This window comes from Formivibrio sp. oc-25 (assembly GCF_055810895.1).
Map to the genome: position 1 here is coordinate 23,545 of NZ_JBVVOL010000020.1, position 24,175 is coordinate 47,719.

Annotated in this window: 22 protein-coding genes and 2 pseudogenes; 11 read left to right on the forward strand and 13 right to left on the reverse strand. The window is 57.9% G+C overall.

All coding sequences use genetic code 11. The features are described 5' to 3' along the window. Positions 1–41 precede the first annotated feature (41 nt). From AC0KVQ_RS12475 to purM, 12 genes are all read right to left on the reverse strand, one after another. Positions 42–785 (reverse strand): type II secretion system protein, encoded by a 744-nt coding sequence (locus AC0KVQ_RS12475; RefSeq protein WP_473421489.1) that lies wholly within the window; start codon positions 783–785, stop codon positions 42–44. After that, positions 782–1,726, reverse strand: coding sequence for a hypothetical protein (locus AC0KVQ_RS12480; RefSeq protein ID WP_473421490.1), 945 nt, complete (start codon positions 1,724–1,726; stop codon positions 782–784). The genes AC0KVQ_RS12475 and AC0KVQ_RS12480 overlap by 4 nt, the downstream gene beginning before the upstream one ends. A gap of 2 nt (positions 1,727–1,728) precedes the next feature. Continuing rightward, positions 1,729–2,010, reverse strand: coding sequence for a hypothetical protein (locus AC0KVQ_RS12485; protein ID WP_473421491.1), 282 nt, complete (start codon positions 2,008–2,010; stop codon positions 1,729–1,731). Beyond that, a complete protein-coding gene (locus tag AC0KVQ_RS12490; RefSeq protein WP_473421492.1) occupies positions 2,007–2,597 on the reverse strand; it encodes a hypothetical protein in 591 nt (196 codons plus the stop codon). Before AC0KVQ_RS12490 ends, AC0KVQ_RS12485 begins: the two co-directional genes overlap by 4 nt. Further along, positions 2,594–4,123 carry a hypothetical protein gene (locus AC0KVQ_RS12495; protein ID WP_473421493.1) on the reverse strand — a complete coding sequence of 510 codons (1,530 nt, stop codon included), beginning with the start codon at positions 4,121–4,123 and terminating at the stop codon, positions 2,594–2,596. The genes AC0KVQ_RS12490 and AC0KVQ_RS12495 overlap by 4 nt, the downstream gene beginning before the upstream one ends. Further along, positions 4,120–5,316, reverse strand: a complete 1,197-nt coding sequence (locus AC0KVQ_RS12500; RefSeq protein ID WP_473421494.1) for a type II secretion system F family protein — start codon at positions 5,314–5,316, stop codon at positions 4,120–4,122. The genes AC0KVQ_RS12495 and AC0KVQ_RS12500 overlap by 4 nt, the downstream gene beginning before the upstream one ends. Continuing rightward, on the reverse strand, positions 5,316–7,022 hold the full coding sequence (locus AC0KVQ_RS12505) for a GspE/PulE family protein (protein WP_473421495.1): 1,707 nt from the start codon (positions 7,020–7,022) through the stop codon (positions 5,316–5,318). The genes AC0KVQ_RS12500 and AC0KVQ_RS12505 overlap by 1 nt, the downstream gene beginning before the upstream one ends. Before the next feature lie 5 nt (positions 7,023–7,027). Beyond that, the gene (locus AC0KVQ_RS12510; protein ID WP_473421496.1) at positions 7,028–8,788 is read right to left on the reverse strand and encodes a type II secretion system protein GspD; all 1,761 of its coding nucleotides are present in this window, start codon (positions 8,786–8,788) and stop codon (positions 7,028–7,030) included. 90 nt (positions 8,789–8,878) lie between these two features. Then, complete coding sequence (locus tag AC0KVQ_RS12515; RefSeq protein ID WP_473421497.1) at positions 8,879–10,135, reverse strand: RsmB/NOP family class I SAM-dependent RNA methyltransferase; 1,257 nt, start codon at positions 10,133–10,135, stop codon at positions 8,879–8,881. A gap of 42 nt (positions 10,136–10,177) precedes the next feature. Beyond that, positions 10,178–11,344: a DUF3108 domain-containing protein gene (locus tag AC0KVQ_RS12520; RefSeq protein WP_473421498.1), complete on the reverse strand. Its 1,167-nt coding sequence runs from the start codon at positions 11,342–11,344 to the stop codon at positions 10,178–10,180. A gap of 3 nt (positions 11,345–11,347) precedes the next feature. Continuing rightward, on the reverse strand, positions 11,348–11,983 hold the full coding sequence (gene purN / locus AC0KVQ_RS12525) for a phosphoribosylglycinamide formyltransferase (protein WP_473421499.1): 636 nt from the start codon (positions 11,981–11,983) through the stop codon (positions 11,348–11,350). 76 nt (positions 11,984–12,059) lie between these two features. Then, positions 12,060–13,097, reverse strand: a complete 1,038-nt coding sequence (gene purM / locus AC0KVQ_RS12530) for a phosphoribosylformylglycinamidine cyclo-ligase (RefSeq protein ID WP_473421500.1) — start codon at positions 13,095–13,097, stop codon at positions 12,060–12,062. A gap of 77 nt (positions 13,098–13,174) precedes the next feature. Between purM and AC0KVQ_RS12535 the strand changes: the two genes are divergently transcribed. Together AC0KVQ_RS12535 and hda are read left to right on the forward strand one after the other, a co-directional pair. Beyond that, positions 13,175–14,281 carry an AI-2E family transporter gene (locus tag AC0KVQ_RS12535; RefSeq protein WP_473421501.1) on the forward strand — a complete coding sequence of 369 codons (1,107 nt, stop codon included), beginning with the start codon at positions 13,175–13,177 and terminating at the stop codon, positions 14,279–14,281. Continuing rightward, entirely contained in the window at positions 14,278–14,940 is a 663-nt protein-coding gene (gene hda / locus AC0KVQ_RS12540) for a DnaA regulatory inactivator Hda (protein ID WP_473421502.1), read from the forward strand. The genes AC0KVQ_RS12535 and hda overlap by 4 nt, the downstream gene beginning before the upstream one ends. A 118-nt stretch (positions 14,941–15,058) precedes the next feature. Here hda and AC0KVQ_RS12545 read toward each other — a convergent pair whose 3' ends face one another. Then, positions 15,059–15,673, reverse strand: a complete 615-nt coding sequence (locus tag AC0KVQ_RS12545) for a type II secretion system protein (protein WP_473421503.1) — start codon at positions 15,671–15,673, stop codon at positions 15,059–15,061. A 203-nt stretch (positions 15,674–15,876) separates the two neighbouring features. Here AC0KVQ_RS12545 and leuS point away from each other — a divergent pair, with 203 nt between their 5' ends. The 9 genes and pseudogenes from leuS to AC0KVQ_RS12590 form a co-directional block, all read left to right on the forward strand. Continuing rightward, on the forward strand, positions 15,877–18,489 hold the full coding sequence (gene leuS / locus AC0KVQ_RS12550; RefSeq protein ID WP_473421504.1) for a leucine--tRNA ligase: 2,613 nt from the start codon (positions 15,877–15,879) through the stop codon (positions 18,487–18,489). A gap of 12 nt (positions 18,490–18,501) precedes the next feature. Next, a complete protein-coding gene (locus AC0KVQ_RS12555; protein WP_473421505.1) occupies positions 18,502–18,993 on the forward strand; it encodes an LPS-assembly lipoprotein LptE in 492 nt (163 codons plus the stop codon). Continuing rightward, entirely contained in the window at positions 18,990–19,985 is a 996-nt protein-coding gene (gene holA / locus AC0KVQ_RS12560) for a DNA polymerase III subunit delta (protein WP_473421506.1), read from the forward strand. Before AC0KVQ_RS12555 ends, holA begins: the two co-directional genes overlap by 4 nt. A gap of 8 nt (positions 19,986–19,993) precedes the next feature. Then, the gene (gene rng / locus AC0KVQ_RS12565; protein WP_473421507.1) at positions 19,994–21,445 is read left to right on the forward strand and encodes a ribonuclease G; all 1,452 of its coding nucleotides are present in this window, start codon (positions 19,994–19,996) and stop codon (positions 21,443–21,445) included. Positions 21,446–21,457: 12 nt separating this feature from the next. Beyond that, positions 21,458–22,819, forward strand: a complete 1,362-nt coding sequence (locus AC0KVQ_RS12570; protein ID WP_473421508.1) for an MFS transporter — start codon at positions 21,458–21,460, stop codon at positions 22,817–22,819. Between the two features lies 1 nt (position 22,820). Continuing rightward, on the forward strand, positions 22,821–23,306 hold the full coding sequence (locus AC0KVQ_RS12575; RefSeq protein WP_473421509.1) for a single-stranded DNA-binding protein: 486 nt from the start codon (positions 22,821–22,823) through the stop codon (positions 23,304–23,306). Positions 23,307–23,324: 18 nt separating this feature from the next. Continuing rightward, entirely contained in the window at positions 23,325–23,507 is a 183-nt protein-coding gene (locus AC0KVQ_RS12580; protein WP_473421510.1) for a hypothetical protein, read from the forward strand. Positions 23,508–23,541: 34 nt separating this feature from the next. Then, a pseudogene (locus tag AC0KVQ_RS12585) lies at positions 23,542–23,595 on the forward strand (hypothetical protein); the annotation flags it as partial. 28 nt (positions 23,596–23,623) lie between these two features. Beyond that, positions 23,624–23,881: pseudogene (locus AC0KVQ_RS12590) on the forward strand (hypothetical protein); the annotation flags it as partial. Positions 23,882–24,175 lie beyond the last annotated feature (294 nt).

The window sequence follows — 24,175 nt, forward strand, 5'->3', positions numbered from 1 at the left end:
GTTTGATAGGTTTGCTCTATCTTTTGATCTGGGTCAGACAATCAAGGCAACCGTTTTGCCTCAACCATTTTCCCGATCAGCAAACTGGCTGGAATCCACTCGACCAAATCATCATAGTTTACAGAGGATGATTCATTTATTTGATTGACGAATGGCTGGCTGATAAAGACAGTATCTTCGTTGGCGTTTTCAAACTCTGCACCGGTGCTGCCGGCGGATCGTGTGCCGCCTTGTGGACCATAAGACCCCTGCAGATTCTTGCCGTGAGAGACAAAGACCGCAACGCTGGTAGGCACGCCAAGCGTGCCGGGCTGGCTCAGAATCGTGATGTCTCCGCTGGAACAAACCGCAAACGAAATGGCAAGGTCGGCGGCTGGCGCGCAGGATGAGCCCGCGCCAATCGTGGTGTGGTTGGTATCGGCAAAATAGTCGGTAATGCGGTAGCTGAAGCGACCACCCCAGACATCAAGCTCTTTCAGACCAAGCGTGGCCCAGGGAAGCACGCCCTCCACGCGTGTGCACTGACCTGCCGCCGTGCGGGATTCAACGCCTGCCCCGGGGCTGGCGCTGGCAAGGGTCGGATCTGCCGGGCAGGGCAGGTGCCCATGTCCGAGCGTGAAGCCAAACAGTGCTTCGCGGATATCTGCCAGTGCCTGCCGGGTTTCCCGAATGCGGTTGGCTTCAAGCTGGTTACGGTATGCCCCCAGCATGCCGCTGAGCACCAGGCCGACGATGATCAGCGCCAGACTGAGTTCTACCAGGGTAAATCCGGTTGCTTGTTTCATGGGTTCACACTCCCCCCGGTTGGCTTTGCTCTGACTGACAAATTGCTGCAGCGGTAGCTCAGCCATTGTTCCCATTGGTTGCGCGTGAGCCAGTTGGTATCGCTGCCTTCTTCGTCGTCGGCCGGCGGTGTGCCATCACAACTGCCCTCCTGTGCTGGAGGATATGGCGGAGTCGGGTATTGGCGACGCAGCATCTGCGGGTATTCCAGGAGTACCCGCTGCATGACTTTGGGCAGCAGCTCATCGACACTGATCGTGACCAGCTGGTCATTCAGAACCAGTGTCGTTCCATCGAATACCGGGCCGTTACGGAAACGGCTGGATGAGGTGAGGCCGGTATTGTCATATGGGCCATGTTTGTCGAGGTAATTGCGTACGTCCAGTTGTGCGGCCAGGGTGTCGCGCGATTGAGTGGGCAATATGCTGCCCGGGGCAAAAACCAATGCGACGGCAGCCGGATAGCTTGTGCCGAAGCCAGTATGGGCGCGCATAGGCATGGCAACAGGGGTGTCGGGGTTCAGCGCACTATTGTCGCTATCGTGAAACGGGGTGCTTACCGTGTACCACAGGGTCTCGCCACTGCCATCAAGCAGCCTGGGTAGGCCCAGTGTTTTCCAAGGCAGGCGACCGGTACGGCGTATTGCAGTTTCGCAGCTGGCATCGTCATTGCTGCCTGCCCAGCCGGCATCTTCACTGTCGGGCGCATGGAGATCAGGGCAAGGCAGTTCTCCCGGGCGGCCGTGGTTGTAAATGGTCGATTTGTGTGAAAGCGACCAGGCCATCAGGGCCTGTTTTGCCTCTGCCAGCGAGCGCGTTGTTCGTGCTGCGGACTGGGCCAGCTGGCGGCTGCGGGTTTGCCCCTGTACTGCCATCAACAGCAGAGCCAGCCCGGTGCTCAGCCCCAGCAACAGTAGCAGGATGACAGCGCCGCGTTGAGCCATGTTCAGCGGTCGGTTTGCCCGGACGTACCGGCTTGTACTGTCCAGCGATCACCCGGGCGAATGCCAAGCGGCAAATCATGGCGGGTTTGTGCTGTTCCGTTGACCCAGCGGATAGTGCTGCCCTTGCTGCTGCGCAGTTCACCATCGAAGCGGTAAGTTTGCTCAGGCATGGATGCAGGTCGATCCATGGCCGCGCGTTGTGCCGGAGAATAAAACAGTGTTTTCCATTCCGCCCGGATTTCAAGGCTGAACAGCAAGATGACAAGAGATAGCCACTTGCTCATGGCAACCGTTCTCCTGGGTCGATGGGCATGTCGAACATGATCCAGCCATAGTCGCAGTCGGCCTCAAGTCCATGATCGGTGCGCTTCAGTTGCCAACGTAGCGGCAAGGGCTTGTCAGGCAGGGATTGCACCCGCTGGTGCAGGACCGAAAAGGCCGGTTCATGGCGAGTGGGCAGCTGCAGGTTCAGGGGCGTAAGCAGCAAGGTGCGCCTGCCTGCTTGGCCTGCGCCCGGAAATGGGTGCTGCACCCCGATGCGATAGCGGATCTGCGGATGGTCTTGCTGGATAAGCATCAACCCATGCAGCCAGGCCATGCGATCTTCTTGCCGCTGCAACAGCCCATCCTTCTGCAGGATGTGCATAAGCCGCTGTTCGTCTTGCAACCGCGAATGCGTGGCTGTTTGTGTCTGCAGGGATGTCCGAAGCGTAGTCAATTGTTGCTGCAGATCGTGCTGTTGCACGGCCAGATAGTATGAACCGGCTGTTGCACCGCCCCAGCACAACGTAGCCAGCAGCAAGGCCAAAGCCGGCCAGCGCAGCAGATGCGCCAGGTCAATCCAGACCGGGCGGATGCTGGCGGCAGTCATGGCCGGCTATCCCGCATCGGGGCGATAACAATGCGGATGCCAAATGCTGCCGATGACGCGGCCAGTACATCGCTGCTGAGCTGGCTTTGCCCATCCAGGCTGATCAGGGGGTTGCGCAGGCGGACCTGGCTGCGCTCCAGTGTTTTCAGCCGCTGCAGCAGTTGTGCCAACTCTGCTAGGGCAAGGCGGTAATCCTGCAGATCGGCAGTGCCGTCCAGATCGATGATCTGCCAGCAACAGGCCGCCGGAGAGGGCAATGCAGATGGCATTGATGCCGCCGCTGATTCGTCTGGCAGTGTGGGGGTGTTGCTGGTTTGCCAGCGATATTGTTGCAGTTTCAATGTGGCCAGCTCATCCAGATACTGGCTCACCTGCTGTGCGGTCTGCTCCGGATCCGGCCATGCCTGCAGATATTGCCGATAAAGCTGTAGCCTTTCCTGCAGGGCTTGGGGTGCCTGGCTTTCCTGTCGCGGTTGGCTGGCTTGCCTGGCAAGCAGTGTCTCCAGGGTGTGTTGGTCTGATTCCAGCGCGTTGTGCTGATCGCGCAGTTGGGCAACAGTTGGAAAGGTGAGTGCCAGAATGATCAGGGCAATGAACAGCGTGCTTGCTTGCAGGACATGCCGCTTTTGATAAAGGCGATGGCGACCAAGCGTGGCAGCTGGTGCATAGTGGTTGTGCAGCTTGCCATGGCCTGCTGCAAGCATCAGCAGTGCCTGCCAGGAGGCCTGTTGCGGGAGGTGCAGCCGCTTCGTCAGCGCTTGCGTCGAGATAACCTGGCAGCGGGCAAATCCCTGCAATAGGCTTAGCTGTTGAACAATGGCAGCCACGTGTTCATCACCGGATTCTGCCAGCAGGGTGATGGCAGGCTGCGCGGTGCTGGCGGATCGCTGCAACGTTGCCAGATATTGGCTGAGCTGACGGGTTTCCTCGGCAATGCCGGTAGCCCGCTCCTGCCCATGCCGATCCGGCAAAACGCAACGGCGAACGTAGGCTACGCCATCATTTTCCAGCAATGCCTGGTACAGGGTATTGCCAGCATCGATCGCCAGCAACAGATTGGGCGAAGTGGGCGGGCTGGTTGTGAACAGCAGTTCTGCCAGTGCCAGTGCTACGGAATGGATGCCAGCCAGCACACCACCACACTGTTGCAATAAACCGGTGATCCGGTCGACCCAGCTGCAGTCAGTCAATGTGCTCAGCAGTGCCGACTGCTGCCCGTTCTTGGTCGGGCAGATTCGTGCATGCCGATAGCGGGTGGATGGGAAAAGTTGCTGCAGCCGGCGATCGAGCAGGATCTGTCGGTCTTTGCCTCGCACTGGCGGCAGTGATTCCAGCCGGAATTCTTCCGGTAGATCGAGTAACAGATGGAAGGTGAAATTGCCTTGCTGGCCGGCCCAATTTTGCAACGCAGGCAGGGTGCCAGCATCAAGCGGGCAATGAAAGATCAGATCAACATGCGTGCCGTTGATTCCGATTATGCGCAGATCGGTTGTCCCAAGCCACAGGCACCATTGATGGCTTTTCATCGAATCGCCCCGATGGTGTCAAAAATGGGCCCCAGCACGGCGGACATGATGCCGGCGAGCATCAGCCCCAATACGACGATCAGCACAGGCTCGATCAGCACCTGGATTGAGGCAATCGATTCGCGCACATCCCGGCCATAGAAATAGGCGACGTTATGCAGGGCGGTATCTAGCGCGCCTGTCGTTTCGCCGATATGCAGCATGCGCAGTGTCAGTGCAGGAAAGAGCCCTGCCTGCCGGAAGCCTGCCGACAGCGGTGTGCCTGCGGCAATGCGTCCAGACAGTTGCTGCAGGGTGTCGCTGATCCGGCTGTTGCCAGAAAGTCCGGCAGATATGTGCAGGCAATCGAGAATCGGAATGCCTGCGGCATAGAGCATGGCGAAGATCCGGGCAAAACGGGCCAGAATGATTTTGTGCAGAATCTGGCCGATCAATGGCAGATGCAGGATAGCTCCGTCGATCCGGCGACGCAGTCCCGGATGCCGTCGCCAGCATTGATGCAGGGTGATGCCAGCCAGGATCAGGCCCGGCAAGATCAGCCAGCCATGGTGCCGAAGCCATGTCGATACGCTGACCAGGAGTCGGGTTCCCCACGGCAGTTGCTGCCCCATTTCCTGCACAAAAACCACCAGTTGCGGCAGCACAACCAGCAGCAGAAAAATCAGGACCCCGCCGACCAGTACGCCGACAAAAGCGGGGTAGAGCAAAATCTTGCGCATCTGTGCGGCCAGCTCATCCTGCCATTTCAATGCATCGACCAGTTCTCGCAGGATTTGCGGCAATGTTCCGCTGCATTCGCCGGCCCGAACCAGCTGCACGAAAACGCAATCGAATATCCCGGGATAGGCAGCGAGCGCTTGCGACATGGTTTTGCCGCCTTCCACGTCGGCCAGGATGCCGGCCACGATTGCACGCAACTGCGGTTGGCTGGCGTGATCACGCAAATCCTGCAATCCATCGATCAACGGAATGCCTGCCTGTATCAACTGCTCCAGATGAAAACAAAAGTCGATCAGATCGCGCCGCTGCAAGGTGTTCCGAACGATATGGCGCTGCAGCAGGCATCTGCGTGCGCGGATCAGCAGCAACTGCTGTTGGCACAGTCGCCATTCCAGCTCGGCAAGACTGGCTGCTTCCAGCGTGCCTCGTTGAATATGACCGCTGCTGTCGGCAGCGCGGTAACGAAACAGCATCAGCAGGCTCCCGCGGTGAGGTCAATTACGCGAGCCGCCTCTTCCAGTGAAGTATCGCCTTGCAGAATGCGATGACGCGCATCGTCGATCAGACTGCGAAATCCCTGGTTTTTAGCTGCCTGCAGCAGATGGGCGGCGGAGGCGCGATTCGCCAGCAAGGCATCGAGCTCCGGATTTAGCGGCAGTGATTCCATGATGGCAAAACGGCCGCGATAGCCGCTGTGATTGCAGTGCTGGCAGCCCCGTGCCCCATACAGTTGTGGGCTGGCCTGGAGCGGCAGTCCGAGTACTTGGCGTGCATGGGCATCGACAGGGATGGCTTCGCGACAATGTTGGCAGAGTTTGCGCACCAGACGCTGGGCAATGATGCCAGTCAGGTTGCCGGCGAGCATTTCGGGAGCGATGCCAAGGTTTTGCAGGCGAGCGATGGCACCGATGGCGGACTGCGTGTGCAGCGTGGCATGGACCTGATGGCCGGTCATGGCTGCACGCAGGGCCATCTCGGCGGTTTCATGATCGCGGATTTCGCCGATCAGGATGACATCCGGATCTTGCCGCAGCATGGAACGGATGCCTGAGCCGAAATCCATTTTTACCGTGTCATTGATCGAGGTCTGGCGTATCCAGGGCAGGGGATATTCGACCGGATCTTCCAGCGTCATGATGTTGATGCCGGGGGAGTTGATATGACCAAGAATCGAATACAGGGTGGTGGTTTTCCCGGCGCCGGTCGGGCCGGTGACAAGCAGAATGCCATAGGGCCTGGCCAGCATGCGCTGCAGACGCTGCAACTGTTCCGGTTGCAAGCCGAGCCCGCTCAGGGGAACCAGGCCCTTGTAGCGATCCAGAATGCGCAGCACAAAATTCTCGCCCCAGAGTGTCGGCTGGATCGAGGCGCGGAAGTCAAGCTGACGTCCGGCCAGTGTGAGGTCGATGTGCCCGTCCTGTGGACTGCGATTTTCCGCGATATTCATGCCAGCCATGACCTTGAGCCGAACAATCATGGCTGGCCAGCAGTTCTTGTGCAGGGAGCGGATCGGTTGCAGTACCCCGTCGATCCGGTAACGGATGCGCACGAAGCCCTGCTCTGGCTCGAAATGGATGTCGGAGGCCTGGCGTGCGATGGCATCGGCCAGCAGTGCATCAATCAGCCGAATCACCGGCTGGGCAGGTTCACCACCCGGGTTTGATCCGACCGCCTGCGCGGTTTCGATTTCCTGCAGGATGCCGTCGATGGACAGTTCAACCCCATAATGCCGGTCGATGGCTTGGGAAATATCTGCTTCGCTGGCGACGCGCAAATCCAGTGTCAGTCTGTGTCCGAGATGCTGGCGGATGTGATCCAGCATCATCAGGTTGTTGGGGTCTGCCACGGCCAGCGTGAGTTTTTGCAAGGCCGGATCATGCGCCAGCGGAAATGCCAGCCATTGGCTCACCAGTTTTTTGGGGATCAGGGCCAGCGCCGATGCTGGCGCCTGTACTTGGGCAAGATCGATACTTTGCCTGCCCAGCAGCGTGGCAAGGCCATCGCGCAAGATGGTCTCGGAAACAAAGCCGAACGCAACCAGAATCCGGCCCAGCATCCGGTAGTTGCGTTTTTGTTCGAGCAGGGCGATGTGCAGCTGATCTGCCGTGATCATGCCCTGTTCGATCAGCCATTCGCCCAAGCGTTGCCGGGGCATGCTTGCCAGTATTGCTGGCGCCATGCTGCTCATGGCTGCGGGCCCTGGGAGGCCGCTGGCGGATTGCCGCTATGCCAGGCCGAGAGTGCATGATCGGCAGACTTGGCGAAAAAATCCTGCTTGGGCAGCATGCCATGTTGCGCAGCAAACGATGTTCCGGCCATGACCGCTACCGGCTTGATGAAAACGACCAGTTCAATTTTTTGAACCGTGTCTTCGCGATAACTGAACAGATCGCCGATGAAAGGCAGGCGCGACAAGCCGGGAAGGCCATTGCGCTGGTTGATCTGCTTGTCCTGGATCAGCCCGCCGAGCATTGCGATCTGTCCACTGGGGATAGCCAGTGTCGAATCAAACTCGCGTACCTGCAGATTGGGTACCAGGCTTTTGACACCCAGATCGCTGGTAGCTGAAACAATGGCAACGGCCGGATCTTCCGCATAACTGCTGATATTGGTAATGGTGGGCCGGACATTGAGCATGATCTGGTTGGTGCTGCTGATTTGCGGCGTGACCTGCATGACCAAGCCCACCGGCACCGTATGCAGTTCGCTGGTGTAGGTGCGGCTGACAATATTGCCGGCTTCATTTTTGTCTTCCTCAATCGAAAGACGGAAATAAACCTGCTCATCGACGACCTTCATCACGGCGGTCTGATTGTTCAGTGCCATGATGCGCGGGCTGGAAAGCACCCGCGTACGACCGAATTGCTCCAGCAATTTGAGCGTGGCACGAAACAGACCGTTGTCGTAGCCGATCATGCCGAGTGGGGAATTACTTCCCAACGCTGCGCCAGTCAGGGTTTGTGTCAGCGACCAGTTACTACCTTGGGCAATACGGCTCCAGTCAATACCGGCCTGGTATTGGTCCGAAAGAGAGACCTCGACCACCGTGGCTTCCAGCATGATTTGGCGCAACGATGCCAAGCCCACCCGCTCCAGGAATTCCGCCACCTTCGCGTGTTGCCTTTGCGATGCATGCACCATGATCACCCCCGATTCCGGATGCATGATCAGATTGCTGGCAGACTGCTTGCCGGTTGGTGCTGCACTCGTGGCGGTGGCCGAATCGGGCATGGCAGTTTCTGCCGGATTTTGTTGCGCCGGCTCTGTGGCCGGAGTGACTTCCTTGTCGATTGCCGATTGCGCATCGGTTTCAATGCGTTCAGTCAGCAGCTCATGCAGATTCCGCTCAAGCCTTTTCCAGAAGGTGTGCTCACTGCTGGCGCGAATCTCGGTACTGGAGCTGTTGCTGCTGGCTAGCCCACTCTGTTTGCCTGTCGGCGATATGGAATTGGCAATGCCGGTATGGATTCTGGTTGTGCGTGCCAGTGTCAGATAATCGACCTGATAGGCTTTCAGGTAGGGCGTATCCGGTTCGACATGCAGGGTGGCATCCTGGATTTGCCAGCGCAGGTCGACTTGTCTGGCGATGCGCGCCAGGATTTTTTCCAGAGGCTGGTTGATTGCTGTCAGCGTGACCTTGCCCTGCAGGGCAGGATGAATATCGGCATTGATATTGGCATCGCGTGCCAGCGCGAACAGCAGCTCATGCACTGGCAGTTTGTTGACCGAAATGCTGTAGGTGGCCGTCGCGATGCTGGCGGGAGATGTTGCCCGTGTGGCTACCGCGTCGAGCTGCTTGCTGTCGGCCGCAACGGGTGCGGATGATGCCGGCGGGGCGAACAGATGTTGATCCTGCCTGGCCAGATGACTGGCGGTGCTGCTGCAACCAGCCAGCAAAGCCAGGAAAACACAGCTAGTCAGACCAAGACGGAATGAAAGGACCATCAGTAAATCCTTGCAAATTGTGCGGAATCAATTTATCACAATTTGCAAGAATATTACTTGTTTGTAAGTTAATTTTAATTTTCGTGTTGGTTATTGCCGTTGCATGGCTGCTGCGAAGAAACCATCCGTGCCGTGCTTGTGTGGCTGCAATTTCAGCAGTGGGCCCTCAAGTGTGCTGGCAAGCGCTTCCGGTAACAGTTCGCGCGCATCGCACAGGCTGAAATCAGGGTTGGCGGCAAGAAAGCTTTCCACGATGGCTTCATTCTCGGCCTGCAGCAGGCTGCAGGTGGCATATACCAGCTTGCCGCCACTTTTCACCAGCCGGGCGGCGGACGCGAGGATGCTTGCTTGCTTGGTGTTGAGCTCGGCCACGCTGTCGGCACTCTGGCGGTATTTCAGGTCGGGATTGCGGCGCAAGGTTCCCAGCCCCGAGCAGGGGGCGTCGACCAGAACCACATCCATCTTGCCAGCCAGGCGCTTGATTTTCTGGTCATGCTCGGACGTGATGAGTTGCGGCTGTACATTGGATAGACCGGAACGGGCCAGTCGCGGTTTAAGGTTGGCCAGGCGTTTTTCGGATACATCAAAGGCATACAAGCGACCGGAGGATTGCATCATGGCACCCAACAGCAGTGTTTTGCCGCCTGCACCAGCGCAGAAATCTGCCACCATCTGGCCACGACGTGGAGCTGCCAGCAAGCCCAGCAACTGGCTGCCTTCGTCTTGCACTTCAATCAGGCCTTCATCAAAAACCTTGGTTTTGTTGATCGGCGGTTTGCCTTGTACGCGCAAGCCCCAAGGCGAGTAGGGTGTCGGGGCGGCGTCGATGCCGGCCGCTGACAGGCGATCGATAATGATGTCGCGATCTTTGGCCTTGAGCGTGTTCATGCGCAGGTCAAGCGGGGCCGATTCGAGCAAGGCTCGGCCCAGCGCCAACAGCTCGTCATCTTGCATTCCACTGGCTTGCAGCGCGTCGGCAACCCATTGCGGCAGGGCGGCACGCACTGCCAGTGGGGCATCCTTGAGGGATCTGGCCTTGAGTTGACTGGCATATTGCCGGTCATCTTCATTGAAGACCGCTGGCAATTCGCGCAGGTTGCGGCGTTCAATGCCAATGAACCAGGCCAGCAGGATCTGGCGCGGGCTGGGCAGGGTGCCGATCAGCCATTCGATTTGCGGCAGGTGGCGCAGAATGCTGAAGACGGTTTCTGCAACGATGCGGCGATCATTGCTGCCGAGTTTGCGGTTATCGCGAAAATGGCGCGAAATCACGGCATCTGCCGGACTGGTAAAGCCCAAGACCGAGGCAAGTACTTCGATGATGGCGGAAAGCTGGATCTGATTCATGGTGTTCCTGTTGGATATATAAGGCTGTTCGTGCAAGGGCGATTATCTGTTGCTGCTGTGATCGCGTGTTCTCTTCGTTTGCGTGCTACCCGGCCTGACCCATTCGAGTACCTTTTTGCCCTCGATGGTGATGTCATTGGCCCAGATGTCGAGTTCCAGTTCCTTCATGGTGAAGGTGATGCGTACCGGGATATTGTGCCACTCCGGAGCGAGCCAGAAATCGGCGCGCCGGTCATCCCATTCGCCGCGCAGCAGCAGGGCGGTGACTTCCTTTTGTCCCAACCGCAACTGGGCTTCGCCCATCACGCGCAACACGGCATTTTCGTATTTGCGCCGGCCCGAAAAGATGGCAAAGCGATGCTCGGACTGGTTGCCGCCGATCAGGCCGATATGGAAGGCGGTCGAAAAGATATCCTGGTCGCCGTTGGCCAACGGTTCAATCTTGCGTTTGCCCGGTTCACCGACTTCCGCTGTCATGGCGGTCCAATCAAAGTCGATCTGGTAGCGCGGTTCATCTTTACCATCGCGATACTCCTGAAATCTATCCGGCCTGACGCCATGCCGATCCACTTTCCCGTGACTCAGGAAGGTGCGTGATTTGCCCAGGAATCCGCCCTCCAGGCGCAAATCATACTGCCCATTGTGGATTTTCCAGGTCATGCGGGCAGGAATGATGCCGTAGACATAGGTGATATCCAGCTCGCTGGGGTAGCGCAACGGTGCGGTATCGGGCTGCGAGACAGGTTGTTCCCGAGGGGCGCTGGCGACTGCCACGACTGCCGGTGTCGCGCTGGCGGGCGGGGCTGCAGGCTCGCTGGCGGCAACCGGATCAGGTGCACTTGTTTCGATCCTGGCAGCAATGGTTGACGCTTCGTCAACGACGCTGGCTACGGGCGGAAGCGGGCGAGTTCTGGGTGCGGATTTCGGGGTCGCTCTGACTGGTTTGCTTGATGGTTGCTTGGCCGCAGGAGGGCGCAGCCGTACTTCCAGCGTATCCGGTGGGGTAATGCCCGCCAGTTCAGTTTGTGCGGCCTCATCCAGCGACATGGCTTTCAGCTGTTGGCTCGGCTGCTTCAGCTCGGTTTGCTCGAATTCCGGCTGGGTAACCCAGTAATAGATTTCTTCGCTGAAAATTCCGCCAAGATGCACGAGCAGCGAGACAATCAATGCGCCCCACAGCGTGCGACGAAGCCAAAGCCGCAACTGCATTGATCAGGCCGAGGGACAGCGCAGGGCATCGCCTTGCCTGCTGGCAGCAGACAGGCGAACCTGGCCATCAACCACTTGCAGCCGGCCTTCAATGAACCAGCGCACGGCTTGCGGATAGATGCAATGTTCCTGTTGCAGGATACGTTCTGCCAGCGTGTCGGGCGTATCGTCATCCAGCACGGGTACGGCGGCTTGGGCAATGATCGGCCCATGGTCGAGTTCCGGTGTCACGAAGTGCACGGTACAGCCGGTGATCTTCACGCCGGTTTCAATGGCGCGGGCATGGGTATGCAGGCCGGTAAATGCGGGCAGCAATGACGGATGGATATTCATCATGCGGCCGGCATAGTGCTCGACAAAGGGCGTGGTGAGAATCCGCATATAGCCGGCCAGCACAACCAGATCAGGCTGGAATTCGTCGATGGCAGCGGCCAGGGCTTGATCAAAGGCTTCCCTGCCGGCGAACTGCTTGTGATCAAGCGCAACCGTGGGGATACCCTGCGTTTGTGCCCAAGCCAGGCCGGCAGCATCCGGACGGTTGGAAATCACCGCAGCAATGCGTGCGCCGGGTATGCCAGCTTGCACGATGGCCTGCATGTTGCTGCCCCGACCGGAAATCAGGATGACGATGTTTTTCATGGGAACCAGTGAATGAGTGAAGCTGTGAACGCGTGAACAGGTTGAGACATCCTTACCCGTTCACGCGTTCACCCGATCACTGAACTTGTGTCTGATGCTCATCGCCCACGCGTGCGCGAATGGCGCCGATGGTGTAAACCGTTTCGCCTTCGGCCTGCAGCAGCGCGGTGGCCTGTGCGGCATGCTCGGCCGCAACAATCACGACCATGCCGATGCCGCAGTTGAAGGTGCGGTACATCTCGCTTTGCGCCACGCCACCTTTTTCCTGCAGCCACTGGAACAGCTTGGGCATGGTCCAGCTCTTGGCATCGATCTGGGCGACTGTATTTTCCGGCAGCACGCGCGGTACGTTCTCGCTGATGCCGCCACCGGTGATGTGTGCCATGCCCTTGACCGGCAGGGTTTGCATGAGTTTGAGCAGCGGTTTCACGTAGATACGGGTCGGTGCCATCACGACATCGGCCAGCGATTTGCCATTGTCGAATTCTGCCGTGTAGTCGGCCTCGGCCAAGTGCAGGATCTTGCGTACAAGCGAATAGCCGTTGGAATGGGCACCGTTTGAGGCAAGGCCCAGCACCACATCACCCGGCTGGATGGTCTTGCCGGTAATGATCTGCGATTTTTCCACCACGCCCACGGCAAAGCCGGCCAGATCGTATTCGCCGATCGGGTACATTCCCGGCATCTCGGCCGTTTCGCCGCCGATCAGTGCGCAGCCGGCCTGTTCGCAACCGGTGGCAATGCCCTTGATCACTTCGGTTGCTGCCGGTACATCGAGCTTGCCGCAGGCAAAATAATCGAGGAAAAACAACGGTTCGGCACCCTGGACCAGGATGTCGTTCACGCTCATGGCCACCAGATCGATACCGACGGTATCGTGGCGTTTGAGTTCGAATGCCAGCTTGAGCTTGGTACCCACGCCATCGGTGCCGGATACCAGCACGGGCTCTTTGTATTTCTTGGAGATTTCCACCATGGCGCCAAACCCGCCCAAGCCGCCAAGGACTTCCGGACGCATGGTCCGTTTGGCAAAGGGTTTGATGTTCTCGACCAGTTGATCGCCCGCGTCGATATCAACGCCGGCATCGCGGTAGGAAAGGCTGGGAGCAGTCATGGGTTCCTCGTGCAGGTTTGCCGGATGCGCTAGAATCGGCACATCCTTGAAAAAACGCGATTTTACCGTATCCCGCCATGAAAAGCCCACTTGCCCGACGCTCGTCCCCCGCCATGTGGTGGGTTCTGGGGGCGGCCCTCGTCCTGCTGGGCTGGCTTGGATACAGTTTGCTGCCCATCCTGACGCCGTTTGTGGCGGCGATCCTGCTGACCTATATCTGCCACCCGGCACAGGCATGGCTGCTGCGGCGCGGCTTGAATGCGAATGTGGCGGCTATTCTGGTAATGCTTGGTCTGATGCTGCTGGGTGTTGCATTTCTCCTGGTACTGTTGCCTTTGCTGTTCCAGCAGTTGCGAGCGCTCTATGACGGCTTGGTCGTGCTGTTTACGCTGGCGCAGTCAAGCTGGCTGCCACGTCTGCAATCGCTGCTTGGTGTGGATTTTGTCTTTGATATCGCGCACCTCAAGGATTTGCTGGCACAAAACAGCGACAGCCTCAAGGCAGCCATGCCAGCAGTGCTCAAAAGCCTGAGCGCGCAGGGCGGGGCCGTGATGCAATGGCTGGCCAATTTTGTACTGACCCCCGTCGTATTTTTCTACCTGTTGCGTGATGCCGTGGATATTACGCCGCGCGTGTTGCAGCTGGTTCCGCCGCGTTATCTGGCCCGGATCAGGCATTTATTGGCAGAGGTGGATGATGTGCTGGGTCAGTTCCTGCGCGGGCAACTGACCGTCATGCTGGTGATGGCCGTGATCTATTCCGCCGGTTTGTGGCTGGTGGGCCTGCAGGCCGCCTTGCCAGTCGGGCTGATTTCCGGATTGCTGACCTTCATTCCCTATGTCGGAGCCACCCTCGGTTTGTTGCTAGGGGTGATCAGCGCTTTTACCCAGTTTGATTCACTGATCAGCGTGTGGCCGACCTTGCTGGTGTTTCTGATTGGCCAGATGCTGGAATCCAACCTGATTACCCCCAAGCTGGTGGGTGAGCGCATCGGCCTGCATCCGGTTGCGGTGATCTTTGCGCTGATGGCGTTCGGCCAGCTGTTTGGATTCATCGGCGTGTTGCTGGCATTGCCCATGGCGGCAGTGCTGTTGGTGGGATTCCGCCATGCTGTGTGCCAGTATCAGTACAGCCGTTACTACCGTGCCGGCAAGACCGGCGTGAAGGGAAGTGACGCGTCTTGAAGCAACTCATTCTCGATCTGGCCTTGCCCGATCCCGAACCCTTCACCGATTTCTCACCTGGCGAAAATGCGGAACTGCTGTTTCAGCTCAATGAGTGGGCCAACCGTGCTGCGCATGTGCGCTTCCTTTATTTGTGGGGTGAGCCTGGCAGTGGCAAAAGTCATTTGCTGGCCGCTGCGGCGCGGCGTGGCGCGGGTCTGCTGATCAATGCCGAGGCCCGGCAGTTGCCGGATGAGATGGCGCCGGATGCCTTGCTGGCAGTCGATAATGTCGAAGCACTTGATCGCGATGGGCAGGAAAAGTTGTTTGCGCATTTTAATACCCTGCGCGCCGGTAGCGGTGGGTTGCTGGCCAGCGGTACCCTGCCGCCGATGTTATTGCCGATTTTGCCGGATCTGGCGACACGCCTGGGCTGGGGGCTGGTGTATCAGCTCAAGTCCTTGTCTGATACAGACAAAATCCAGGCCATGCAGACGCGTGCGCGCCAATTGGGGTTCGAGCTCTCGGGTGAGCTGGCCGATTATCTGTTGCGCCACGCGCCGCGTGATCTGGCCTCCCTGTATGCCTTGCTGGCGCAGGCTAATGAACTGGCGCTTTCCCGACGCAAGGGCGTGACCCTGAGTGTGTTGCGCGAGATTTTGCATGCCCGCGAGGCCTGAGTTTCCAAAATCCGTTTGCAGGTCGAAGCGCTGCGCAAAAGGCCGGAGTGTGTAGGTGCTGATTTTGCGCGGAACATGAGTCCTGATCACGGCCTCGCGTCGAGATCGTGATCGGTTCTCAGGGAAGGATGCGCATGCCCAGGCTGGCCAGGCCCGATCTTCCCCAGCAATCTACGTTGCCGTCATAATCATTGGTGGCTTCACTGCCGGTATTGACGCTGCTGCGGACAAAGCCGGTCTCCGGTGCGCCGTCATCCATGATCCGGTCAAGTTGGCAGACAAAACGCACATCGACCACGCTGTTGCCGATGCCGCCGGCTGTCAGGTAGTTGATGCCGGCATCAAAGTGGGTGGCGCCTGTGGCGTTGGAGATGCTCCAGTTGCCGTTGAATGCGTTCTGCAGATCTGCCTGTGCCAGGAGGCCTGAATTTTGCAAGACCGAGATCGCAGCAGCGGTTTCGGTGGCGGAATCCAGCAAGCCGTTGCGCAAACCGCTTGCACCGGTCACTGATGTGCCGGGAGCTGCAGTCCAGCCATCGCCGGGGTGGCTGCCGTATTTTTCCTGATAGACATTGAATGCAGCGGCAATCTTGTTGTATTGCGCTTGCGCATTTCTGACCTTCGCGCTGTCGATCAGGTCACGCCCCTTGAATGCCATGCCCATGATCAGCCCGATTACCACCAGCACGATGGCCAGCTCCACCAGTGTAAAACCGAGTTGTCTCTTCATCATTTGCTTCCTTTTTGATCTGTTCACAAGATTGATAGTAAACCTACTTCAAAATTACAAATAAATTTCATTTATTGTTATTTGTGGCGGGAGTACTACGTTCAGGCAACAGGGCCGGGAAGATATTGATCTGTAGAAAAACGCTGAATGGCACGCTGGCACGCTATAATTGCCCGTTTGCAAACAAGCCCCTTAGCGATTCCATCATGCAGGAACACTACACCCCCTCCGCCATCGAATCCGTTGCCCAGCAAAAGTGGGAAAAGAACCAGGTTTTCAAGGCCATCGAAGATGCCAGCAAGCCCAAGTATTACTGCCTGTGCATGTTCCCGTACCCATCCGGCAAGCTGCACATGGGGCATGTGCGCAACTACACGATTGGCGATGTCCTGAGCCGCTACCACAAGATGCAGGGCTACAACGTGCTGCAGCCGATGGGCTGGGATGCTTTCGGCCTGCCGGCTGAAAACGCCGCGATTGCCAACAAGGTGCCGCCGGCCAAGTGGACCTGGGACAACATCGATTACATGCGCATGCAGCTGAAATCGCTGGGTTTTGCCATCGATTGGGATCGTGAGATTGCCACCTGCAGCCCGGATTACTACAAGTGGAACCAGTGGATGTTCCTGCGCATGCTCGAGAAGGGCATTGCCTACAAGAAGACGCAAGTCGTGAATTGGGATCCGGTTGACCAGACTGTGCTGGCCAACGAGCAGGTGATCGACGGCCGTGGCTGGCGTACTGGCGCACCGGTGGAAAAGCGCGAAATTCCTGGCTATTACCTTGGCATTACCCAGTACGCTGAAGAGCTCCTGGGCGATCTGGACAAGCTGGAAAACTGGCCGGAGCGCGTCAAGCTGATGCAGGCCAACTGGATCGGCAAGAGCACAGGCGTGCGCTTTGCCTTCCCGCACGATATCAAGGATGAATCCGGCGCGCTGATCGGTGAAGGCAAGCTGTGGGTATTCACCACGCGCGCCGACACCATCATGGGCGTGACCTTCTGCGCCGTGGCTGCCGAGCACCCGATTGCCACGCATGCCGCCAAGAACAACCCCGAACTGGCTGCCTTTATCCAGAAGTGCAAGAGTGGTTCGGTCATGGAAGCCGATATGGCCACCATGGAGAAGGAAGGCTTGCCGACCGGTCTGTTCGTGACGCATCCGCTGACTGGTGAACAAGTTGAAATCTGGGTCGGCAATTATGTGCTGATGAGCTATGGCGATGGCGCCGTGATGGCGGTGCCCTCGCATGACGAGCGCGATTTTGCCTTTGCCAAGAAATACGACCTGCCGATCAAGCAGGTGATCCAGGTCGGCGACAACACCTTCAGCACAGATGCCTGGCAGGAATGGTACGGTGCCAAGGATGGCGTCTGCGTGAATTCCGGCAAGTATGACGGACTGAACTACACAGCCGCCATCGATGCCATCGCCGCTGATCTGAAAGCTAGGGAGGCCGGCGACAAGAAAGTGCAATGGCGCCTGCGTGACTGGGGTATTTCCCGCCAGCGTTACTGGGGCTGCCCGATTCCGCTGATTCATTGCGACGACTGCGGTACCGTGCCTGTTCCCGATGACCAACTGCCGGTGAAGTTGCCGGAAGATTGCGTGCCGGATGGCTCGGGCAACCCGCTCTTGAAGCGTGATGACTTCCTCAAGTGCACTTGTCCGAAATGCGGCAAGCCGGCACGCCGCGAAACTGACACGATGGATACCTTTGTTGATTCGAGCTGGTATTACGCCCGCTATGCCAGCCCGGATAACGCCAATGCCATGCTGGATGCGCGTGCCAATTACTGGATGCCGGTCGACCAGTACATCGGCGGTATCGAACACGCGATCCTCCACCTCTTGTATTCGCGCTTCTGGAACAAGGTCATGCGCGATCTGGGCCTGGTGGAGTGCGACGAGCCGTTCCAGCGCCTGCTTACGCAAGGCATGGTGCTCAACCATATCTTCTCGCGCCGTACCGACAAGGGTGGCATCGAATATTTCGCGCCGGAAGAGGTCGAGGCCGAGACCGACGAGAAGGGTCGTGTACTGTCGGTCAAGTCGAAGCTTGATGGTCAGCCGGTCGACTATCAGGGCATCGGCACGATGTCGAAATCCAAGCGCAACGGGATCGACCCGCAGGCGCTGATCGAAAAATACGGTGCCGATACCGCACGCCTGTTCATGATGTTTACCGCGCCGCCGGAAATGACGCTGGAATGGTCCGATTCGGCCGTGGAAGGTTCGTACCGCTTCCTGCGCCGTGTCTGGAAACTCGCGCACGACCATATCAGCGCCGGCATCGTACCGGCCTATGCGGGCGGTGAGCTGACTGCCGAACTCAAGGCGCTGCGCTTCCAGTTGCATCACCTGATCCAGAAGGTGGCGGACGACTATGGCCGTCGCCAGCAGTTCAATACCGCGATTGCAGCGGTAATGGAATTCCTGAATGCCTATGCCAAGACTGATCTGACGAGCGCTGCCGGTCGTGCCGTGGCGCAAGAAGCGCTGGAGACGGTGACCCTGTTGCTGTCGCCAATCGTGCCGCATATTGCCGATGCCCTCTGGAACGAACTGAAACCGGGCAGCGACATCATCGATCAGCCTTGGCCCAAGGTTGATCCGGCCGCGCTGGTGCAGGATGAAATCGAACTGGTGGTACAGGTGAACGGCAAGCTGCGCGGCCAGATCAAGGTGGCCAAGGATGCGAGCAAGGAGGCGATCGAAGCCGCCGCGCTGGCAGATGAAAACGTGCAGAAATTCGTGACGGGCACACCGAAGAAGGTCATCGTGGTGCCGGGACGTCTTGTCAATATCGTGGCTTGACCGGGAGCTGCCATGCGTATTTTTCTCACCTTGTTCCTGAGCCTGGTTCTGACCGCTTGCGGCTTTCATCTGCGCGGCATGGATGGGGCCGGCGCGCTATCGTTCAATCAGGTGCAGATTCAGGGCGAGGGCGTGGCAGCCAAGTATTTGCGCGATTACCTGGCCAATTACCGCGGCGTGCAGTTGGTCAACCAGGGCAGTGCCGAAACGGTGATCCGCGTTCTGGATGAGCAATACAGCAAGGATGTGTTCAGCGTAAACAATAGCGGCCGCGTGGCGGAATATCGCCTGAACTACCGTATCCGCTTCTCGGCCAGTTACAAAGGTGAAACCGTGCTGGAAGAAGGCTCGGTGGCAGCCTCGCGCATGTTGTCGTGGAACGAAAACAGCGTGCTGAGCAAGGAATCCGAAGAAGCCACCCTGCTGCGCGACATGCAGCGGGATGTGATGCAGCCGCTGTTGCGCCGGGTCAGCGCCATGGTTAAAAAGGCGCAGCAGCCGTGAAACCGGATGACTTGCCGCGTGCGCTTGCGCGTGGTCTGGCTCCACTCTATGTGATTCATGGCGATGAGACTTTGCTGGCGCTGGAAGCGGCGCAACTGATTCGCGATCAGGCGCGCAAGGCCGGCTATACCGAACGCGAAGTGCTGACGGTAGAGAGTGGTTTTGATTGGTCGCGCCTGGCCATGTCCGGCAACTCTTTTTCGCTGTTTGCCGAGAAAAAACTGATCGACTTGCGTATTCCGACCGGAAAACCGGGTGTGGAAGGTGCCAAGGTTCTGGAAGCTCAAGCCAAGGATCTGGCCCCGGATACCCTGTATCTGATCACATTGCCCAAGCTCGATCGCACTGCGCTCAATAGCAAGTGGTTCAGTGCGCTGGCGGCGGCGGGTGAAGTGATCGAAGCGCGTACGATTGAGCGGCATCAATTGCCGGCATGGATCAATGCCCGTCTGCAGTCGCAGAAGCAAAGACTCGGAGCCGAGGCGATGGATTTTCTGGTCGACCGCGTCGAAGGCAATTTGCTGGCAGCGCATCAGGAAATTCAGAAACTGGCACTGCTGTATCCGGAAGGCGAAATCGCTTTTGCCGACTTGCAGTCCGCGATTAGCAACGTGGCGCGCTATGATGTATTTCAGTTGGGCGCTGCCTTGCTGGAGGGCGATGCCGCGCGCTTTTCGCGCATGCTGGATGGCTTGCGTGCCGAAGGTGAAGCGCCGCATCTGGTGCTGTGGGCACTGGCCGAGGAGTTGCGTACCTTGTACCGGATCGGCAAGGGGCGCAGCGAAAAGATACCGCTGGCCCAATTGTTCAAGGAATACCGGGTCTGGGGCGAAAAGCAGAAACTGATTGAACAGTCCTTGCCGCGCATGACGGCAGGCAAATTGCGCAAGGCGCTTGCACATGCCGCGCGTATCGATGAACTCAACAAAGGTATCGGCGAAGGGGAAGTCTGGGATGAACTTCTCGATCTCGCCTTGCCGTTGATGCACTGAGCGTAATTATGAAAGAACAGATTCTCGTCAACGTCACGCCGCGCGAAACCCGGGTTGCCGCCATTACCGACGGAGTGGTGCAGGATCTGCACATTGAACGTAGCGCACAACGCGGCATCGTCGGCAATATCTATCTGGGCGTGGTCAAGCGCGTTTTACCCGGTATGCAGTCGGCGTTTATCGAAATCGGTCTGGAGCGTGCGGCCTTTCTGCATATCGCTGACGTGATCGAACAGCGCCAGCATCCGAATGAGCCGCAGCGGATCGAGCGTATCGTGCATGAGGGCCAGACTGTACTGGTGCAGGTGATCAAGGATCCGATCGGCACCAAAGGCGCGCGTCTTTCCACGCAGATCAGCATTGCCGGGCGTTTTCTGGTGCTGTTGCCGCAGGAAAGCCATATCGGCATCTCGCAGCGCATCGAGGATGATGGCGATCGCGAATCGCTGCGTAGCCGCTTGGGCAAGCTGGTTGAAGGCGCGCATCAGGGCTATATCATCCGCACTTCGGCCGAGCATGCCACCGATGAAGAGCTCAAGGCCGATATCGAGTATCTGACCCTGATCTGGAAGGATATCCAGCAAAAGGCGCAAACCTTGCCGGCGCAATCGCTGTTGTTCCAGGATCTTTCCCTGCAATTGCGCGTGCTGCGCGATATCGTGACGGCCGACACCGAACAGGTGCTGGTCGATTCGCGCGAAAATTTCCAGCGCATGATCGAATTCGCCGAACAGTTCGTGGCGGATGTGTTGCCGCGGGTGAAGCATTACACCGGTGAGCGGCCGTTGTTCGAGTTGTATGCCATTGAGGCGGAAATCGAAAAAGCCCTGTCGCGCCGTGTCAATCTGAAGTTCGGCGGGTATCTGATCATGGATCAGACCGAAGCCATGACCACGATCGATGTGAATACCGGCGGCTTCGTTGGGCATCGCAATTTCGATGACACCATCTTCAAGACCAACCTGGAAGCCACCCATGTGATCGCGCGGCAGTTGCGGCTGCGTAACCTGGGCGGGATCATCATTGTCGATTTCATCGACATGGATAACGAAGACCACCGCCGGGCCGTGCTGGACGAGTTGCAGAAAGCGCTGGCCAGCGATCGCACCAAGATCACGGTATCGGGCTTCACCACGCTGGGTCTGGTCGAGATTACGCGCAAGCGCACGCGCGAAAGCCTGGCGCACGTGCTGTGCGAGCCATGCCCTACCTGTCAGAGTCGGGGCGAGATCAAGACTGCGCAGACGGTTTGCTATGAAATTCTGCGTGAAATTCTGCGCGAGGCACGCCAGTTCAATGCGCGCGAATACCGCATTCTGGCGGCACAGAATGTGATCGACATGCTGCTGGATGAAGAATCGACCAGCTTGGCTGAGCTGGCGGACTTTATCGGCAAGCCGATCTATCTGCAGGTCGAAAATGCCTATACCCAAGAGCAGTACGATGTCGTGCTGATGTAAGCCGGGAACCCCGTGAATCCACTCGAATTACGGGCGGCTACCGGCCTGGCTGGTCTGTATGCCCTGCGCATGCTGGGCATGTTCCTTATTCTGCCGGTGTTTGCCGTGCATGCCGCTGCCATGCCGGGGGGCGGAAATTACACCCTGGTTGGTCTGGCATTCGGCGCATTCGGGTTGACCCAGGCCCTGCTGCAGCTCCCCATGGGCATGTGGTCTGATCGCATCGGTCGCAAACCTGTGATCTACCTAGGCCTGTTGCTGTTTCTGGTCGGTAGCCTGATCTGTGCGCTCGCCGACCATATTGGCTGGCTGATCCTCGGGCGAGCCGTGCAGGGCGCCGGTGCCATTTCCGCTGCCGTGACGGCCTTGCTCGCGGATCTGACGCGCGAAGAACACCGCACACGTGCCATGGCGATGATCGGCGGATCGATTGCCACCTCGTTTGCCGTATCGCTGGTATTGGCCCCAAAGCTGGCTGGCTGGATCGGGCTGCCCGGTATTTTCTGGCTGACGGCCGGATTGACGGTGATCGCCATGCTGGCGGTTCAATACTATGTGCCCGATCCGGTCGTTGTGCGCTTTCATTCGGATGCAGAAGCAAGCCAGGCGCGCCTGCCTGTCGTTTTGCGCAACCCGCAGCTGCAGCGGCTCAATTACGGGGTGTTTGCCCTGCACGCCGCCCAGATGGCGATGTTTACCATCATGCCGCTGATCCTGACCCGGACTGGCGGCCTGGATCTGCAGCATCACTGGCAAGTCTATCTGCCGGTGGTACTGGGCGGATTTGTGCTGATGATCCCGGCGGTGATCGTCGGTGAAAAGAAGCATCACCTCAAAGGGGTATTCTGTTTTGCCATTGGCCTGATGCTGTTTGCACAGATCGGCATGGCATTCTGGCTGCCCCATCTTGGCAGTATCGTGCTGTGGCTGGCTTTGTACTTTATCGCTTTCAATATCCTGGAAGCGACCCAGCCTTCACTGATTTCCAAGATTGCACCCGTCGCTGCCAAAGGCACGGCCATGGGGGTATACAACACCTGCCAGTCGCTCAGCATGTTCGCCGGTTCAGCCCTGGCCGGCTTGATTTACCATCGATGGGGCACTACTCCGGTATTCATTTTCTGCGCGGTGCTGATGGGAGTCTGGTTCTGGCTGGCGTTGGGCATGCAAGCCCCCAGGCCGGTTAAAACCCGGCTCTTCCATCTCGATGAGCAATGGGCAGGCGATGCTGGCTGGCTCTCTGCTAAACTGCGGGAAATCGACGGTGTAACCGAAGCCGTTGTACTGATTGAAGAACGTGTGGTGCTGCTGAAAGTCCTGCAGGATGGCTGGGATGAAGCCAGCGCCAAAAAACTGATTGAGGAGACATATTGATATGGCATCACTGAACAAGGTTCTGCTGATTGGCAATCTGGGCCGCGACCCTGAAAACCGCTACCTGCCATCAGGTGGCGCCGTTTGCAACTTCAGCATCGCCACCACGGATCGCTTTACCGACAAGGCCGGCCAGAAGCAGGAGCGCACCGAATGGCACAATATCGTGATGTACGGCAAGCTGGCTGAAATTGCTGCCCAATACCTGAAAAAAGGCTCCGCCGTGTATGTGGAAGGCCGCCTGCAGACACGCAAGTGGCAGGACAAAAATACCGGCGCAGATCGTTACAGTACGGAAATCATCGCGGATCAGATGCAGATGCTCAGCGGCCGAGGCCAGGGCGGCGGACAAGCCGATTCAAACGACTATAACCAGGAATACAGCCCGGCCCCTCAAGCCGCCCCGGCAGCACGCCAGGCCCCGGCGCAGGCAGCAGCCAAGCCCGCCAACAAGTTTGATGATTTTGAGGACGATATTCCGTTCTGATTCGGGATTTCATTTCCAATGAAAATCGCCTGGCGTGTGGATAACGGCCAGGCGATTTTTTATGGCGGGCAAGTGCTTGCCCGGACAAGCGCAAATTACAATCCGTTCATTACGTTTAGTGGTCTTTCCTTCTTGGCCAAAGCGGCCACAATGTTTTCCACGCAATGCTCACCGATTGCATTGATTGCACCATCGGTGTAACCAGCAATGTGAGAAGTAGCTACAGGGCGGCAAATACCGCATGCCGCATGGCGTATCGAATGCCATCCTGCTGCCCTACGTAATGCGTTTCAACACGAACGGCAACGAAGAAAAATTCCAGGACATGGCGATTGCCATGGGGGTTGGAGGTGGACAAGCTCTCCCCGAAAGTCGCCGCCAACGCCATGATCGATGAACTGTTCGCTCTGAACCGGGATCTGGAAATCCCGGCCGATCTCAAGCGCTGGAATATCACGGAAGCTGATCTGGATACATTGGTCGAGGGGGCAGCCAAGGTCACCCGGCTGCTTGATAACAATCCGCGAGTCATGGATAAATTGGAAATTCGCACAATTTACCAGCAGTTAATTTGATCTTATGCATAGTCAGCGCCATGGTGGTCTGCGTAGAATCCTACGTTCTGATCTGCCATGGCAGTTTGTATCTGTAAATACAGGCCATCCCCGATCGATGAAAACTAATGCGGCAATCCCCTTGTCTATAGTGATGGTGGATAGCTGGATTGCCGGATTGTTTTTTTTCATCGTGGAGCAACATCATGGCAGTAACCAACCTCAAGGAGCTCAATGAGCTAGTCGCCCGAGTCAAGCAAGCCCAACAAACCTTCGCGGGGTTCACGCAAGAGCAGGTGGACCATATCTTCCGTT